The sequence below is a fragment of the Streptosporangium sp. OZ121 genome (assembly GCF_051918885.1).
GTDB lineage: Bacteria > Actinomycetota > Actinomycetes > Streptosporangiales > Streptosporangiaceae > Streptosporangium.
Genome location: NZ_JBPXMC010000007.1, coordinates 92,145 through 108,852, shown reverse-complemented (window position 1 = coordinate 108,852; position 16,708 = coordinate 92,145). Strand labels below are relative to the sequence as shown.

At 71.4% G+C, this 16,708-nt stretch carries 12 protein-coding genes; 4 read left to right on the top strand and 8 right to left on the bottom strand.

Translation table 11 applies throughout. The features are described 5' to 3' along the window. Nucleotides 1-261: 261 nt before the first annotated feature. The gene (locus ACTOQ1_RS15715) at nucleotides 262-1,182 is read right to left on the bottom strand and encodes a DUF1996 domain-containing protein (RefSeq protein ID WP_440067777.1); all 921 of its coding nucleotides are present in this window, start codon (nucleotides 1,180-1,182) and stop codon (nucleotides 262-264) included. A 95-nt stretch (nucleotides 1,183-1,277) separates the two neighbouring features. Then, nucleotides 1,278-3,011 (bottom strand): discoidin domain-containing protein, encoded by a 1,734-nt coding sequence (locus tag ACTOQ1_RS15710; RefSeq protein WP_440067775.1) that lies wholly within the window; start codon nucleotides 3,009-3,011, stop codon nucleotides 1,278-1,280. A gap of 427 nt (nucleotides 3,012-3,438) precedes the next feature. On the opposite strand from ACTOQ1_RS15710, the gene ACTOQ1_RS15705 reads away from it, so the two are divergent. The 3 genes from ACTOQ1_RS15705 (at nucleotide 3,439) to ACTOQ1_RS15695 (ending at nucleotide 5,987) form a co-directional block, all read left to right on the top strand. Next, entirely contained in the window at nucleotides 3,439-4,434 is a 996-nt protein-coding gene (locus ACTOQ1_RS15705; protein WP_362689874.1) for a LacI family DNA-binding transcriptional regulator, read from the top strand. A gap of 786 nt (nucleotides 4,435-5,220) precedes the next feature. Then, on the top strand, nucleotides 5,221-5,565 hold the full coding sequence (locus tag ACTOQ1_RS15700; protein WP_440067773.1) for a hypothetical protein: 345 nt from the start codon (nucleotides 5,221-5,223) through the stop codon (nucleotides 5,563-5,565). A gap of 230 nt (nucleotides 5,566-5,795) precedes the next feature. Further along, nucleotides 5,796-5,987 carry a hypothetical protein gene (locus tag ACTOQ1_RS15695; protein ID WP_362689871.1) on the top strand — a complete coding sequence of 64 codons (192 nt, stop codon included), beginning with the start codon at nucleotides 5,796-5,798 and terminating at the stop codon, nucleotides 5,985-5,987. 1,901 nt (nucleotides 5,988-7,888) lie between these two features. On the opposite strand, the gene ACTOQ1_RS15690 is transcribed toward ACTOQ1_RS15695, so the two are convergent. The 3 genes from ACTOQ1_RS15690 to ACTOQ1_RS15680 all read right to left on the bottom strand — a co-directional run bounded on the left by ACTOQ1_RS15690 (nucleotide 7,889) and on the right by ACTOQ1_RS15680 (nucleotide 11,408). Further along, nucleotides 7,889-8,290, bottom strand: coding sequence for a hypothetical protein (locus tag ACTOQ1_RS15690; RefSeq protein ID WP_440067771.1), 402 nt, complete (start codon nucleotides 8,288-8,290; stop codon nucleotides 7,889-7,891). A gap of 172 nt (nucleotides 8,291-8,462) precedes the next feature. Next, nucleotides 8,463-9,866: a diaminopimelate decarboxylase gene (gene lysA, locus ACTOQ1_RS15685; protein ID WP_440067769.1), complete on the bottom strand. Its 1,404-nt coding sequence runs from the start codon at nucleotides 9,864-9,866 to the stop codon at nucleotides 8,463-8,465. Nucleotides 9,867-10,130: 264 nt separating this feature from the next. Then, nucleotides 10,131-11,408 (bottom strand): aminotransferase class I/II-fold pyridoxal phosphate-dependent enzyme, encoded by a 1,278-nt coding sequence (locus ACTOQ1_RS15680; RefSeq protein WP_440067767.1) that lies wholly within the window; start codon nucleotides 11,406-11,408, stop codon nucleotides 10,131-10,133. 216 nt (nucleotides 11,409-11,624) lie between these two features. Here ACTOQ1_RS15680 and ACTOQ1_RS15675 point away from each other — a divergent pair, with 216 nt between their 5' ends. After that, nucleotides 11,625-12,518 carry a DUF4429 domain-containing protein gene (locus ACTOQ1_RS15675; protein WP_440067765.1) on the top strand — a complete coding sequence of 298 codons (894 nt, stop codon included), beginning with the start codon at nucleotides 11,625-11,627 and terminating at the stop codon, nucleotides 12,516-12,518. 15 nt (nucleotides 12,519-12,533) lie between these two features. Here ACTOQ1_RS15675 and ACTOQ1_RS15670 read toward each other — a convergent pair whose 3' ends face one another. The 3 genes from ACTOQ1_RS15670 to ACTOQ1_RS15660 form a co-directional block, all read right to left on the bottom strand. Further along, nucleotides 12,534-13,256 carry an HNH endonuclease family protein gene (locus ACTOQ1_RS15670; RefSeq protein ID WP_440067763.1) on the bottom strand — a complete coding sequence of 241 codons (723 nt, stop codon included), beginning with the start codon at nucleotides 13,254-13,256 and terminating at the stop codon, nucleotides 12,534-12,536. 122 nt (nucleotides 13,257-13,378) lie between these two features. Continuing rightward, nucleotides 13,379-14,047 (bottom strand): response regulator, encoded by a 669-nt coding sequence (locus ACTOQ1_RS15665; protein ID WP_440067761.1) that lies wholly within the window; start codon nucleotides 14,045-14,047, stop codon nucleotides 13,379-13,381. Then, nucleotides 14,044-16,677, bottom strand: coding sequence for a DUF4118 domain-containing protein (locus ACTOQ1_RS15660; RefSeq protein WP_440067759.1), 2,634 nt, complete (start codon nucleotides 16,675-16,677; stop codon nucleotides 14,044-14,046). The genes ACTOQ1_RS15665 and ACTOQ1_RS15660 overlap by 4 nt, the downstream gene beginning before the upstream one ends. Between the last annotated feature and the right edge of the window lie 31 nt (nucleotides 16,678-16,708).

The window sequence follows — 16,708 nt, the reverse complement described above, 5'->3', positions numbered from 1 at the left end:
CCCGTCGCCCCCTCTTTCGCCTTCCCCTCGGGTTTCCCTTTCGAGCCGGCTCTCCCTTTTCGAGCTTTCTCGCGATGCCCGCCGGCGGCGGGACCCGATGTTCCGGGTCCCGCCGCCGGGGACGGCACGGGGGATCGGTGCGGAGGTCGGCTCCCGCACCGGTGCCGTCGGAACGGGATGCCGGTCCGGCACACCGTCGTCAACGAGGGACCGGGGCGGCACACCGTCGTCAGGACGGAACGCGAATCCGGCACTCCGGCGTCAGGACGGGGTACCGTCCGCGCCGCACTTGATGACCGGGCGGATGCAGTCGCGCACGCGACGCTCCATCTCGGCCACCGGCCAGGCGTTGAAGAAGTCGCCGTGCATCGTGTATCCGCGGCCCGACGCCAGCCGGAAGTTGGCCGGGTTCCCGTTCACCGGGTAGCGCAGCACCTGGCGCAGCTTCGGCACCGGCACCGGGTGCGAGGCCGGGCAGGCCTGGTTGACCGGGTAGGCCATGTGACTCTTGTGGTCGGCCGAGTCCAGGTCCCTGCCGTTCCAGCACTGCGGGAAGTCCAGGTAGGACTCCATCATGGTGCCCGCCGGGCAGGTCACGAAGTCCTTGGACGGCGGGACGTGACCTGCGTGCAGGCACGACCAGCGGGCGTTGCTGGTCGGGTCGTCGGGGGTGGTCGCCTTGGCGTTGCCCGCGACGATCCGCAGGCCCAGCGGGAGCGGCTGGGTCCGGGCGACGATGTCGTCGCGCACGCCCTCACCCAGGTAGTAGAACGTGGTGATGGTCGGCTCCACCGGGGTGTCGCCGTTGTAGAGGGTCGGCACCCAGTACGACGACAGGTCGGTGCGCGGGTTGCAGTTGGTGGGGGAGCTCTGCAGGGACGCGAGGGTCGTGTGGGCGTTGGTGGTGGTGCTGCCGAAGAAGCTGTGCATGTGCGACGCGCCGGGCAGGCCCGGGAAGATGATCGGGTCGTCGGGCAGCCGGTGGCTGAAGGGGCAGTCGGCGAGGAACTCCGCCACCCGTACGACCGCGGCGGACGAACCCCCCGCCTGGGCCTTCGACGTCGCGCTTGCCTGGGTGGTGTGGATGACGAGGGACGTGCCCAGCAGCGCCACTATGGCGGTCACCAGGGTCAGCGGGCGTAACCGGCGTCGTAGGCGGGCCGGGGAGAGTGCCGGGTGCATGGATGGACTCCTTTTGGGGGGACTTTCGACTGTTGGGACTCCGGTTCCGGGGAGGCTCCGGCACGGCTCGGGCGAGCCGTGCCGGAGCGGGGGGATCACTTGTAGACGCGCACGTAGTCGACGAGCATCTGCTTGGGGAAGCCGGTACTGGCGTCCGGCGGGCCGGGCCAGTCACCGCCCACCGCGAGGTTGAGGATGATGTAGAACGGGTGGTCGAAGACCCACGGCCCGCGCGTCGCCTCGACCTGCTCCTTGCTCAGGGTGAGGACCGTCCGGCCGTCCAGGGTGTAGACGATGCCCTTGCTGTTCCAGGTGGCGGCCCAGACGTGGAAGTCGTCCGAGAGGTCCGCGCCGCTGGGCAGCGTGTACGGGGCGCCGATGCCGCCGCCGCCGTTGTAGGCGGGGGCGTGGATGGTCGAGTAGGAGGTCTTGACGTCCTTGCCGAGCACCTCGAGGATGTCGATCTCCCCGTTGTACGGCCAGGGCCTGCCGGTGAGGAAGTCGGCGCCCATCATCCAGAACGCCGGCCACAGGCCGTTGCCCTTCGGGACCTTGACGCGGGCCTCGACCTTGCCGTACGTGAAGGTGAACTTGCCGCCGGTGTTGATGCGGCCGGAGGTGTACTGGCAGGGTCCGCCGGGGCAGGACGATCCGGCGGTGGTCTCCTGCCGCGCCGTGATGACGAGGTTGCCGTTGCCGTCCATGGCGGTGTTCTCGGGCTTGTAGTACTCGAGCTCGTTGTTCGGGCCGGTGCCCGGGTCCTGGGTCCACTTGGCCGCGTCGGGCCTGGTGCCCGCGCCACCGTTGAACTCGTCACTCCAGACGAGCGTCGTCGGCGGGTCGGCCGGGTCCGGCGGGAGCGGCGGCGGCGTGATCGGGGCGCCACCGGTGCCCCAGACCTGGAACTCCCACAGCGAGTAGCCGTACGGGGTGGCGCGCTGGGTGCCGTACATGCGCACGTAGCGGCCGGTGCCGTTGACGGTCAGCGTCTGCTTGAAACCGGTGCCGGTGGTCGTGGAGTAGATCGGCGTCCAGGTGGTGTTGTTGTCCGAGACCTGGATCTGGAAGGCCCTGGCGTAGGCCGGGTCCCACTGGAGGACGACCTGCTTGATCTGCGCGGTCGCGCCGAGGTCGACGGAGATCCAGCCCGGGTCGACCCAGCCGGTGGTGGAGCTGGTCGCCCAGCGGGAGGCGGGGTCGCGGTCGAACGCCCTGGCCGGGGTGCACTCCCAGCAGTTCCCGTCGCTCTGGGAGGTGGAGGCCGCGCCGGGCCTGCCGTAGGACAGCAGCTTGAGCGCGCCCGGGTCGGGGGTGGGAGTCGGGGTGGGGTCGGTGCCCCCGATGGTCCCGTAGACCTGGAACTCCCAGAGCGAGTAGCCGTACTGGGTGGCGCGCTGGGTGCCGTACACGCGCACGTAGCGGCCGGTGCCGCTGACGGCCAGCGTCTGGTTGCCGCCGGTGGCGGTGGTCGTGGAGTGGATCGGGGTCCAGGTGGTGCCGTTGGGCGAGGTCTGGATCTGGAAGGCCCTGCCGTAGGCGGCCTCCCAGTTCAGCGTCACCTGCGTGATGGTCGCACTGGCGCCGAGGTCGACCTGGATCCACTGCGGGTCGCTGAACCCGCTGGACCAGCGGGTGCCCGCGTTGCCGTCGACGGCCGCGGACGCGGGGAAGGCCACGTTCTCCGAGGACGAGGCGGTCGCCGTCTTGCCCTGGGAGAGCAGGGTGTCGGCGGCCGCCGCGGGCATGATCGCGAGACAGGACGTGACGAGGGTGACGGCCGCGGCTATCAGCAGGGCCATGCGGCGGCCGGGACTTCGGGACGAGGGCATCGCGTCTCCTCGGAGAGTGGGGGGTGCGTACCGGTATCGGGTCGGGGAGCGCTCTCTCAACCAGAGATTGCTCTCGTCCGACACGGGCTGTCAAGTGTCCGTTTAACCAGGACGAAACGGGCTACACATGATCCGGCAATCAACCGTGCATCCCAGGGAGCGCTCCCGGACAATCGTTTGCACCGTTACAACGGGCTGTGAACTGGGATTAAGAAGATCCTTATCGGGGAGCGATTTCTCCGATTTCCTCCGGCGGCCGTCGCGAGGGAAAATCTGGGTGAGTTCGGGACATTGACAGAAATCCTCCTTCCGGTCACCCTTTGTGAGGGAGCGCTCTCTTCATGATCATCGATTAAGCTGGGGAAGGGTGGGACCGCACGTTCAGGCACCACCGGTCAGCGGGCGGTACGAACTGCGGGAGAACCACATGAGACGACCCACCCTGGAGGCTGTCGCCACCCGGGCCGGCGTGTCCAAGTCAACGGTCTCCAGGGTGGTGAACGGTGAGCCGACGGTCGCCTCCGACATCCGCGACCTCGTCATGCGGGCGGTGAACGACCTGGGCTACATCCCCAACCCCGCGGCGCGCAGCCTGGTGACCCGGCGCACCGATTCCATCGCGGTGATCGTCTCCGACCCGTCGGCCGGACTCGTCTCCGACGATCCGATGTTCTCCACCGTCGTGCGCGCGGCCAGCCGCGAGTTCGAGGCGGCGGGCAAGCAGGTCATGCTCATGCTCGCCGGCTCCGACGACGCCCGCGTACGGGCCCGGCAGTTCGTGGCCGCCCGCCACGTGGACGGGGTCATGCTCGTGTCGATGCACGGCGCCGACCCCCTGCCCGCGGCGCTCGCCGCCACGGGCGTCCCCCTCGTCTCCCACGGCAGGCCCACCTTCCGGCTGGACGTGCCGTGGGTCGACAACGACAACACCGGAGGGGCCGCCCAGGCGGTGCGGCACCTGCTGGAACGGGGACGGCGCCGGATCGCCACGATCTCCGGGCCGCTGGACATGTCCGCCGCCCAGGACAGGATCGGCGCCTACCGCGAGGTCCTGAGCGAGACCGGACGGCGCTCGATCGTGGCCATCGGCGACTTCACCCGGATCTCCGGAGCCGAGGCCATGGCGCAGCTGCTCGAGGACGACCCCGCGCTGGACGCGGTGTTCGCCGCCAACGACCTGATGGCGATCGGCGCCATGCGGGCGCTGCGCCGGGCGGGCCGGCGGGTGCCCGACGACGTGGCGGTGGTGGGGTACGACGACATCGAGGCGGCCCTCTACACCGATCCCCCGCTCACCACGGTACGCAGCCCCATGGGCGAGCAGGCCGCCGCCTCGGCCCGCCTGCTGCTCGGCCTGCTGCGAGGCGAGCCCGCCGCCCCGGTGATCCTTCCGACCCAGCTCGTGGTCAGGGAGTCCAGCTAGCCGGGAGGACGGCCGGAGCGCACGGGGGCCGGCCGGTTCGGGTCCGACGGCGCGAGGGCACCGGAAGGCATCTGGCGATGCACCGAAAAAAGGGCAGCAAAAACTAGATAATCCATATGTTGACGGCTATCTGGACAATCATCTTAAAAATCCATACGGGCAATGGATGACCATCGTCCCGGAGGCGTGAGCCCAGAGAACGACCGTCCGCCGAGTACATGTGACGGGAAAATCAAATAATCTGGACATATTCCTCCAATTGACGAATCCGTTTAGCCCTCGTTAACGAGGGTTGCGCTTTGCCATGTCGATCATCGGGTAACTCCTGCTTGCCGCCACTATCGCGGTTCAAGCAATCCGACTCCCTTGAATCACAAAAGACATGGAAAGCGATGAATTCTAGCGGCAGAAGACGGATTTCGATTATCAATTCCGGCAAACGTGCTCGAAACTGGCCCGTCGCGGCAACGATCAGCGCTGTTCTGGCGCTTTCCTGTCAGGTTCCGGCTGACGCCGTCACCGGCATCACGGGAATCCCCTTCCTCGAAACGAGGACCGTCGGCGACGTGGTCGCTCCGGTTCGCGAGGCGGCCGGAAGGTGCGACCGCTCGCGTGTCCACGGGATGGGAACCGTCGCGCGGAAGAAATGCAAGTGCGGGAGAAGGCGCTGCTGTTGCCGCGACGGCCGTGACGGCCGTGACGGCGAGGACGGCCTGCCGGGCATCGGGCTGCGCGGCCCCTCGGGTCCGGCAGGCCCGACCGGCCCGACCGGCCCGGCGGGCGCGGATGGAGCCCCAGGACCGGCGGGACCCGCAGGAGCGACAGGACCCGCAGGAGCGGACGGGGCGACAGGACCCGCAGGACCTGCCGGGCCCGCGGGCGCCGACGGCGCGCCGGGAGTCGCCGGGCCTGCGGGACCGGCAGGACCCGCAGGAGCGGACGGCGCGACAGGACCCGCCGGACCCGCAGGAGCGGATGGCGCGCCGGGAGTCGCAGGACCTGCCGGACCCGCAGGACCCGCGGGCGCGGACGGGGCGACAGGACCTGCCGGACCCGCAGGACCCGCAGGAGCGGACGGGGCGACAGGACCCGCCGGACCCGCAGGACCCGCAGGAGCGGACGGCGCGATAGGACCCATCGGCCTGACCGGAGTCGCCGGAACGACCGGACCCGCGGGCGCCGACGGCGCGCCGGGTCCCGCCGGACCGGCGGGGCCTGCCGGGCCTGCCGGACCCGCGGGAGCGGACGGAGCGACAGGACCGGCGGGGCCCGCGGGGCCCGCGGGGCCCGCAGGGTCGAGCGCCCTGGCCACCAGGCAGGTCGCCGCGGGGACGCCGACTCTCGTTCCGGCCGACACGACGGTGACCGTTCTCGGCGGCGTGTGCCCTGCGGGCACGCTCGTCGTCGCCGGAGAATGGAGTGGCAGTGCCCTGGGGGTCGACGTGATCGCCTCCGAGTCGGTGATCGGCAACCGATGGAGCGTCACGTTCGCCAACGGCGGAGCGCTCCAGCCCACCGTGACGGTCTCCAGCTCGTGTGTCGGACCTGCGTAAGAAGCGTGGAAAGCGGCGGCGGGCGCCGGGTCCGGATCGGAAAATCATTGACGAAAACCGCACAGACCTTATCGCGGGCCACTGCCGGTGAATCACACCAAAATTCTCTCGACATCCAAGAACCCTAAATTCCGGTCATTGCCCACGGGACAGGAAATCTCTGGAGCACACGGTTTTCAAGCTCAACAACCTGGACACATCCCCGCCGTTGACGAATCCGTTTAAACCTTGTTAACGAGGGTTGCGCTTTGCCGTGTCGATCATCGGGTAGCTCCTGCTTGCCGCCACCGTCGCGGTTCAAGAAATCCGATTCCCTGGAATCATAAAAGACATGGAATGCGATGACTTCTAGCGGTAGAAGACGGGCTCAAATTATTGATTCCGGCAAACGTGCTCGAAACTGGTCCGTAACAACAGCGATCGGTGCCGTCCTGGCGCTTTCCTGCCAGACGCCGGCCAACGCCATGACCGACACCACAGGCATCAGTCCTCTCAACACGCGAGACCCCGGTGGCGAGGCCGTTCCGGTTCGGAGGGTGACCAGCCCGCTGGACGACGCGGGGGTGTCCCTGATGAGGCCCCTCAAGCGGGAAGACTGCAAGTGCCAGGGGAGGCACTGCGCGTGTGACCGTGACCGTGACCGTCCCGGCAAGCACAGCCGTACCGGCGGAAAGAACAGGGAGGGCCGCGACAGCGGAAGGAAAGCGTCGAACCTCGGACTGCCGTCGGAGTCCGCGAACCCGGCGAACCTTGCGAGCACGGCGAACCCAGCGAAACCGGGGAAACCGGCTGATCCGGCGGATCCGGTCGAGGCGAGCCTTCCGGACGGCCCGCTCGCGCCGACGGGACCGATGGGACCGATGGGACCCGAAGGACCGGCAGGCCCGATGGGCGCCATGGGAGTGGCCGGTCCGGCCGGACCGGCGGGAGCCACGGGAGCGAAGGGTGACACCGGCGCCCCCGGCGCACCGGGTGCGCCGGGTCCCGCGGGCGCGCTGGGACCCGTGGGCGCGACGGGCGCCATCGGTCCGGCCGGGCCGATGGGCCCGGCAGGACCCATCGGCCCGGCCGGAGCCGACGGGCTCACGGGACCGATCGGGCCGGAGGGACCGGCGGGAGCCGTCGGACCCGCGGGACCGGCAGGCCCGATCGGACCGGAAGGACCGGCGGGAGCGGAAGGACCGGCGGGACCCGCCGGGCCGATCGGGCCGATCGGGCCGATCGGGCCGGAAGGACCGGCAGGACCCGCGGGAGCCACCGGTGCCCCCGGGCCCGCGGGCCCGGAGGGCGTGGCGGGACCCGTCGGCCCCGCGGGCGAACCGGGTGCCGCCGGACCGGTGGGACCGACCGGCGCCACGGGAGCCGCGGGCACGCCCGGCGCACCCGGCCCTGCGGGACCCGCGGGGCCCGCAGGGCCCGCGGCGCCGACGTCCGCCGTGTCCGTGGCCTACCTGCTTCTCGAACCGATCACCGCGTCGGTTCGGAGCGACGGGACGGCGCGGATCCGCGACCCGCGAACGACTCCACGCTGGCACGACCTTTCGACGATCCCCGGCCATCCCACCGATGTGGTGGACGTCGCGGCGACGGTCCTTCAGGACGGCGCCCTTCCGTACCTTCACCTCACGGTTCAGAACTCGGCCGGTCAGGTCTCCTGGACGAAATGCCTGCTTGGCCGCCCGGTTCCGGTGACGGGAGGCTTCTTCGCTCCGGGAACGCCTCTCGGGCCTCCCGCGTACCCCGCCAACTGCGACAAGTTCACCAACGAGACACCGCCGGCCTGAACCCCTGCGGAGCCTCACCGGACAGCGGAAAACGCCGTGCCCGGCACCGGCCGGGCACGGCAGCGGAACCGTTCGGAGGACGTCCGCGGATCACGCGGCCCTCGGGCCGGGGGCGCGTCAGTTCCGGACGAGGACCAGCCGCGAGGGGTCTTCTCCGGCCAGCGGGACGCGGAGCCTGCGCCTGGCGGCGACCGCCCGGTACGCGGCGGTGCACGCGTTCGCACCCAGCGCGACGGCGACGAGCAGGCCGAGGCGGACCAGGTCCGGCCTGCCGAAGCTGAGCTCCCCGGCGCCGTTGACCAGGAAACCGGTACCGAAGAACCACGCCATGACGGCCGTCGCCAGCGCGACCACGGCGCGGACCCCGCAGGCGGCGTGGGCGCACACGGCGATCGCCATGATCAGTACGCGGCCGGCGACCTCCGCCGGCGCGAGGAGCAGCGAGGCGGCCATGGTGGCGGCGACGACGGTGACGAATCCTCCGGCGAGCGAGAATCCCGCCGGTTCGGTCCCGAACATCGCCACCACTCCTTTATAAAACAGACATTTGTTGCCTAGCGGACATTCGCCGAGCGGGCCGGTCTCTGCCCCTCCATGGAATCCCGGGAAATGCCCGCAGGCCAATGTCGATGTGTTCTCTTCACCCTTTCCCTACGTTCATTTGCGCCATTCCTCACCCGCCGCAGGTTTCCTACAGGCCCACGTCGCGGCGCATCAGGTCTTGCTCCATCTCCCTGCGGACGAGCAGCCTCGCCCGGCCGTCGCGTACGGCGACGACCGGGGGCCGGCCCATGAGGTTGTAGGTCGAGGCCATCGAGTGGTGGTAGGCCCCGGTGGCCGCCAGCGCGATGAGGTCACCCGGGCGCAGATCGGCGGGGAGCGGGACGTCCTCCGCGATCGTGTCGCCCGTCTCGCAGTGGTGGCCGACGACCGTGAACGAGCGCGGCCCCTCGCGGGAGACGCGCCCGGCGAGCCGTACGGTGTAGCGCGCCCCGTACAGGGCGGGACGGGGGTTGTCGCTCATCCCGCCGTCGACGGCGACGAACGTCCGCGAGCCCCCGCGCTTGACCGCGACGACACGGTAGAGCGTGGTCCCGGCGGTACCGGCGATCGCCCGGCCGGGCTCCACGATGAGCCGGGGCACCGGCAGGCCGAACCCGGCGGCCCGCTCCGTGAGCGCGGTGACGGCCGCGTTCGCGAAACGCCTCAGGTCGAGTCCCCCCGCGCCCGGCAGGTAGGCGATGCCGTGCCCGCCGCCCAGGTCGAGCTCGGGCAGGATCACGTGGTGGGTGTCGCGGATCCGGGCCATCTCGCCGACCAGGACCCTGACCGCCCGCTCGTACGGCTCGACGTCGTCGATCTGCGAGCCCAGGTGGCAGTGGAGCCCGGCCAGTTCCAGCCGGGGCTGGTGCAGGACCCTGGCCACGGCGTCCCCGGCGGCACCGCTCAGGATGGACAGGCCGAACTTCTGGTCCTCTCCCGCGGTACGGATCTTGGGGTGGGCACCCGCCTCGATGTCGGGCGTCACCCGGACCAGCACCTTCTGGCGACGGTCGATCGGGACGAGCGCGGCGAGCCTGTTGATCTCGGCGACGTTGTCCACCACGATCCTGCCGACGCCCTCGTCCACCGCCCTGCGCAGTTCGGCGGGCGTCTTCGCGTTGCCGTGCATGATGATCCGCCTCGCGGGGAACCCGACGGACCTGGCGACCGCCAGCTCGCCTCCCGAGCAGACGTCGAGGCTCATCCCCTCAGCCCGCATCCAGTCGGCCATCGCGCGGCAGAGGAACGCCTTGGCCGCGTACGCGATCTCGGCGCCCGGAAGCGCGGCCTGGTAGGCGCGGCAGCGCAGCCGCACGTCCGTCTCGTCGATCACGTAGCCGGGGGTGCCGAACCGATGGGCGATCTCGGTGAGGGACACCCCGCCGATCGTGACGTCTCCCGTGGCCGTGACGCGCGTGGTCGCCGACCACGGGGCGCCGGCGGTCTCACCGGGCGCGGTCGCCCTTCGCTCGGGGAAACCGGTGGAAGGGGCCTCAGGGCCCCTGCGGACGGGTAACGGCAACGGGATTTCACTCGCGTGCGAGACGCCCATGCTTCCTCCTGCTTTCGCGGCCCGGCCGGATGGCCGGACACAGGGGACGCTAGGTCGGCGAAGGGCGGATCGAACGGTTCCGGACGGGACCCTGACGCTCCTCCGCCCTACCCTGACACCTCCTTGACGGCCGGACGACGGCCGGACGACGGCCGGACACGAAGCGTGAGATCGGCAACGCGGAACATCCCCCCGGCACGGAGAACCGGCCAGAGGGACGCCCGGGGCCTTCGCCGACAGGTCGGCGAAGGCCCGGTGGGTGACCTAGCGGGCACTCTCCAGGAGCTTCTCGGTGGCGACGAGGCGCACGCAGGTGGCGAGGCCGGAGATGGCCGGTTCCAGCTCGTCGAGCTCGGGGTAGGTGGGGGCGATGCGGATGGTGCTGTCACGGGGGTCCGTCGCGTACGGGTGGGTGGCGCCCGCGGGGGTGAGGGCGATACCCGCCTCTCCCGCCCGCCGCACCACCTCGCGCGCGCAGCCCTCCAGCACGTCGAGGCTGATGAAGTAGCCGCCCGCGGGGCTGGACCAGGTCGCCAGGCCGCTGCCGCCCAGCTCCTTCGTGAGGATCGTCTCGACCGCGTCGAACTTCGGCCGGAGCAGCTCCCGGTGGCGGCGCATGTGCTCGGCCAGGCCGTTCTCGTCGCGCAGGAACTCCACGTGGCGAAGGTGGTTGAGCTTGTCGGGGCCGATGGTGCGCTTGGCGGTGTTCCCGAGCAGCCAGGCCACGTTGGCCGGGGACGAGCCGAAGAAGGAGACGCCGGAGCCGGCGAAGGTGATCTTCGAGGTGGAGCCGAAGACGAAGACGCGGTCGGGGTTGCCGTTCTCCGCGCACAGCGCCAGGATGTCGGCGATCTCCACGGGCGTGTCGGTCAGGTGGTGCACGGCGTAGGCGTTGTCCCAGAAGATCCGGAAGTCCGGGGCGGCGGCCGGCATGGCGGCCAGGCGCCGCACCGTCTCGTCACCGTAGGAGACACCGCCGGGGTTGCTGTACTTGGGCACGCACCAGATGCCCTTGACCTGGGGATCGTCGAGCACGAGGCTCTCCACGACGTCCATGTCCGGCCCCTCGGCGTTCATCGGCACCGGGATCAGCTCGATGCCGAACCGCTCGCACAGGGCGAAGTGGCGGTCGTACCCGGGAACCGGGCACAGGAACGCGATCCGCGGCTCGTCGGCCCAGCGGCGCTCGGCTCCGGGGAGCGTCCCGAGCAGGGCGTGGACGATCGAGTCGTGCATCAGCGAGAGGCTGGAGTTGTCCGCGGCGACGAGCTGGGCGGCGGGCACCTGCAGCGGGCCGCTGAAGATCTCCCTGAGCTCGGCCAGGCCCTGGAGCCCGCCGTAGTTGCGGCAGTCGGTGCCGTCCGCGGCGGTGTGACCGGCGGGCAGGTCCAGCAACGCCTCGGAGAGGTCGAGCTGCCGCGCCGACGGCTTGCCCCGCGTCAGGTCGAGGGACAGACCGCGCCGGACGAGCGCGTCGTAGTCACGCTGGGCACCGTCTCGCCGGGCGGTCAGCTCGTCGATGGTCAGGGCCGGAGAGGTCACGGGAGTTCCTTCGCCTGCTGGTGATCGGCTCCGGAGGCGGTCGGCGACCGGCTGGGAAGACGGTTGTGGAGCGGCTCCGAAGGTGGCCTGGTCGACTTCGAAGAATAGAAGACCACGACGCCCGATCGGAAGCCGGGCCGTTCGCGTCGCGCCGTCCCGGACGATTCAACGCTCGATCATGCGCGTCGTATGACCGGCTCGCCATACGATCGCCCTATGGCGGAGGTCATGGTGCGTGACGGAACCTGGACGTTCGACGGTGAGATCCTGCGCATCGTCCCCGGCCGCGACCGGAGCGTGAAGAAACTGCGGCAGCTGCTGGGCGAGGTGCGGGTCCCCCTGGAGGCCGTGGCCGGCATCGCCTACGAGCCCGGAAAGAAGGGCGGCAGGCTACGGCTGCGGCTGCGCGAGGGCGCCGACCCGTTCAACCAGGCGGCGGGCGGGCGGATCGCCGACGCCGCCGACCCGTACCAGCTGGTCGTGGACGCCGACCGCACCGGCGCCGCCGAGTACTTCGTCGACGAGGTACGCAACGCGCTGGTGATCGAGCAGGTGCCGGACGGTCCCTCGGAGCGCTATCTCATGCCCGGCCCCGCCCTGCCCGTGGTGGTTCCGGCGGGCGACGGCACGGCGACGTTCGACGGCGAGTCGATCCGCCTCGAATGGAACTGGGCCACCGAGGAGGCCAAGAAGTCGGCCGGTCCCCAGCGGATCGCGCTGAAGGACCTGAACGGCGTGGAGTGGTTCCCGACCGCGGGCCTGGAGAACGGCTACCTCCGTTTCCACCCGAAGGGCGTGGCACCGCACAAGCTCGCTCCCAAGCACGACCCGAGCTGCCTGGTCCTGTGGGGCTTCGACAAGGAGACCCGCACGACGGCGCTGCTCGTCGCCGCGATCCTCGCCAGGCTGCCGCACCCCTCGGACGCCCGGCTGCCCGCCGCCGCGGCGTCCCCGGCGATCGAGGCCGCCGCACCCGCGGCACCCGCCGGCGGCGACGACCCGGACTCGCTCCTGCGCCGCCTGCGCGAACTCGGTGACCTGCACAAGGACGGCGTTCTCACCGACGAGGAGTTCACCACCGCCAAGCAGGCCCTGCTCCGCCGCTTCTGAGCGGCGGCGCGGGCGTCACCGGCACTGGGCGAGCATGACGGTCTTGTCCGCGCGGGTGACCGGCAGGTTGTACTTCAGGGCCACCTGGGCGAAGCGGACGACGTAGGCGCAGCGGACCCCGCGTACGGGAGGGAGCCAGGACGCCGGTCCCGAGCCGCCCTTGGCCTCGTTGGCGTCGCCGTACACCGGGAGGAGGTTGAGCGGGTCGTTGGCGATGCGCTTCCGCTTGGACAGCGGCCACCGGGAGGCCCCCATCCGCCACTCGTAGGACAGCGGGACCACGTGGTCGACCTGGATCTCGTCGGAACGCTTCTTGGTCCAGCGGACGATCCGGCCGGTGTAGGGATCGCGCAACTTCATGGAGACGACCACGCAGTCGGATCCGCGGCGGTAGCGCACGTCCTCGCCGTCGCGGGCCAGCAGGTCGTCGCGGGTACGGCAGCCGTTGCGCGCGTACGGCACTCCTCTGGCGGTGTCGGCCCAGTTCTCGCCGAACCTGGCCCGGCTGTAGCCGGCCTTGGAACCCATCGGCGCGACCCGGAGTTTCCCGATCAGCCTGACGGCGACGCCCCGGTCTCCGGTCGACCTGACGGGCGCCAGTCCGGGGCCCATACCGTCCGGGTTGTCCAGCGGCGCGACCCGGGCCGGCGCGGCCCTCGCGCGCGTGTCGTCGTGCGTCGACAGTGAGAAGAGCACCGCGGCGCCGAGCACCACGGTGACCACCCCCCGCGTGCTCACCCATGCCTCCAGAAGCGTCTACGGGCTCTGCTTGACCGATTCCCGGTAATCCCCTGGTTGACACGGGGGTGTCCGCCGGCTGAGACCGTACCCGCAAGGCGGCCGGTCAGGGCTGGAAGCGGTCAGGGCTGGAAGCGGTAGCCCATGCCCGGTTCGGTGAGCAGGTGGACCGGGTGGGCGGGGTCACGCTCCAGTTTCTTGCGCATCTGGGCCATGTACTGGCGGAGGTAGTTGGTCTCCTTGCCGTAGGCGGCGCCCCAGACGTCGTTCAGCAGGCGGCGCTGGGTGATCAGCTTGCCGGGATTGCGGACCAGGATCTCCAGCAGGCGCCACTCGGTGGGGGTGAGCCGCACGCCGCCGGAGACGGTCTTGCCCGCCAGGTCCACCTCGTGCTCGCCGATCACGAACCGGGCCGGTTCCTCCTCGGTGACCGAGGCGCGACGCGACACCGCGCGGATCCTGGCGAGCAGCTCGTCGACGCCGAACGGCTTGATGACGTAGTCGTCGGCGCCCGCGTCGAGGGCCTCCACCTTGTCGCGGCCCTCGGCCCTGCCGGACAGCACGATGATCGGGACGGTGGTCCAGCCGCGCAGCCCGTGGATGACGTCCACCCCGTCCATGTCGGGCAGGCCGAGGTCGAGCACGACCAGGTCGGGGTGCCGGTCGGCGGCCTGGCGCAGGGCGGCGGCGCCGTCGCCGGCCACGGCCACCTCGTACCCGCGGGCGGCCAGGTTGATCCGCAGCGCCCGCAGGAGCTGGGGCTCGTCGTCGACGACGAGGATGCGCGTCACAGGTCCTCCACAGGTACGGGCGCGGCCCGGTGCCGCGGGAAGACGGGCAGGGTCAGGACCATGGTGAGGCCCCCGCCCGGTGTCTCGTCCGGTACGAGGGTGCCGCCCATCGCCTCCGCCAGCCCCCGGGAGAGCGCGAGGCCGAGACCGACACCGGTGGCGTTGTCGCGGTCGCCGAGCCGCTGGAAGGGCAGGAAGACCCGGTCGCGCGACTCCTCGGGGATGCCCGGCCCCCGGTCGACGACCCTGATCTCCACATGTCCGCCGTCGTCACCGTCCACGCTCGCGCCGACCAGCACGGCGACGCCCGGCGGGCTGTAGCGGACGGCGTTGGAGACGAGGTTGACCAGTACGCGTTCGAGCAGCGCGGGGTCGGCGGCGATCTCGGGGAGATCCTCGGGCAGGCGGTTCAGCACCCGGTCGTGCGGCGGGCCCAGCTCGTCGACGACCCGGGGGACGATCTCCTCGAGCGCCGTCGGCTGGAGCGTCAGCCCGAGCGCCCCCGCCTGCAGGCGGCTCATGTCGAGCAGGTTGACGACCAGGCGGTCCAGCTTGACCAGGGACTCGTCGGCCGTGGCGAGCAGTTCCTCCCTGTCCTGCGGCGACCAGTCGACGTCGGTGGCGCGCAGGCCCTCCACCGCCGCCCTGGCCGAGGCGAGCGGGGTGCGCAGGTCGTGGCTGACCGCGGCGAGCAGCGCGGTGCGCATCCTGTCGGCCTCGGCGAGCGGGCGCAGTCGCCCCGCCTGTTCGGCGAGGCGGCGGTGGCGCAGCGCCACCGCCGCCTCGGCGGCGAACGCCTCCAGCACCCTGCGGCCGGACGTGCCGGGCAGCCACCCGCGTACGGCCAGTACCAGGTCGTCGTCGACGACCACGTCGGTGCCGGCGACGCCGGGACGGGTGGACGGCTCCCCGCCCCCGGTCGCCACGATCCGCCAGCCGTCCGAGCGATCCGAGCCATCGAGACCGTCCGGTCCGTCCGAAGCCCCCGAACCGTCCGAACCGTCCGGACCGGACGGGCCGGGCGGGCCGGGCGGGCCGTCGGGCCGGCGTTCCAGCAGGGTGACGGAGGTCAGCCCGAAGATCTCCCTGAGCCGGGAGAGCAGGGACGGCAGCGCCGCCTCGCCCCGGAGCACGTATCCGGCGAGGGTCGCCAGCACCTCGGCCTCCGCGCCCGCGAGGGCGGCCTCCCTGGCGCGGCGGGCCGCCAGGTCGACGACCGCGCTCACCATGATCGCGACCAGCACGTAGACGACCAGGGCGAGCAGGTTCTCCGGTCGCGTCACGGCCAGCGAGTGGAACGGCGGCGTGAAGTACCAGTTGAGGAGGGCGAACCCGGCCACCGCGGCGGTGATCGCGGGCCACATGCCGCCCGTCAGCGCGACGCAGACCACCATCAGCAGGAACAGCAGTATCACGCTCGGCAACGTCGCGTGACCGATGCCCAGGAGGGCGGCGGTGAGCAGGGGGAGCCCGAGCAGCGCCGTCCCCCAGCCGGCGAGCCTGCGGGAGCGGGTGAGCGCGGCGCGCGACGGGCGGCGGCCGCCGGGCCTCCCCGCCTCCTCGTGGGTGACCATGTGGACGTCGACGGTCCCCGAGGACGCGGCCGTGGTCACCCCGACCCCCCGGAACAGGGCCCGCGCGAGCCGTCCGCGCCGGGAGACCCCCAGCACCAGCTGCGTGGCGTTCACCCGCCGGGAGAAGTCCAGCAGCGCCCGCGGCACGTCGTCGCCCACGACCTGGTGGTAGCCGCCGCCCAGGCTCTCCACCAGCGCGCGCTGCCGGGCCAGGCGCGCCGGATCGGCGTTCGCCAGGCCGTCGGCCATCGTCACGTGCACCGCCAGCAGGTCCGCCCGCGGGGACCTGGCCGCGATCCGCGCCGCCCGGCGCACCAGCGTCTCCCCCTCCGGGCCTCCCGCCAGCGCCACCACCACCCGCTCCCGGGTCTCCCGCACCTCGGCGGCGCGGTGCTCGGCGCGGTGGCGGCCGAGGCTGTCGCCGACCTCTCCCGCCACCCACAGCAGCGCCAGCTCGCGCAGCGCCGTCAGGTTGCCCGGCCGGAAGTACGTCGACAGTGCCGCCTCCGCTCTCTCCGGCGCGTACACGTCGCCGTGCGCCATCCGGCGGCGCAACGCCTCCGGGGCCATGTCCACCAGCTCCACCTGCCCGGCCCGCCGCACCACCTCGTCGGGCACCGTCTCACGCTGGACCACCCCGGTGATCTCCTCGACGGCCTCCCCGAGCGACTCCAGGTGCTGGACGTTGAGGGTGGAGACCACGTCGATCCCGGCCTCCAGGATCTCCTCCACGTCCTGCCAGCGCTTGGCGTTGCGCGAGCCCGGCACGTTGGTGTGGGCCAGCTCGTCGACCAGGACGACCTCCGGCCTCCGCGCGATGACGGCGTCCACGTCCAGCTCGCCGAACACGGTCCCGCGGTGCTCCACCGCCACCCGCGGGACGATCTCCATCCCCTCCAGCAGCCTCTCGACGCGCTCGCGACCGTGCGTCTCCACCAGCCCGACCACCACGTCCGTGCCGCGCTCCCCGCGCCCACGCCCCTCTGCCAGCATCGCGAAGGTCTTGCCCACCCCGGGGGCCGCCCCCAGGTAGACGCGCAGCCGTCCGCGTGCCATGCAGCTCGTTCCTCACCGATCGCCGAATCCC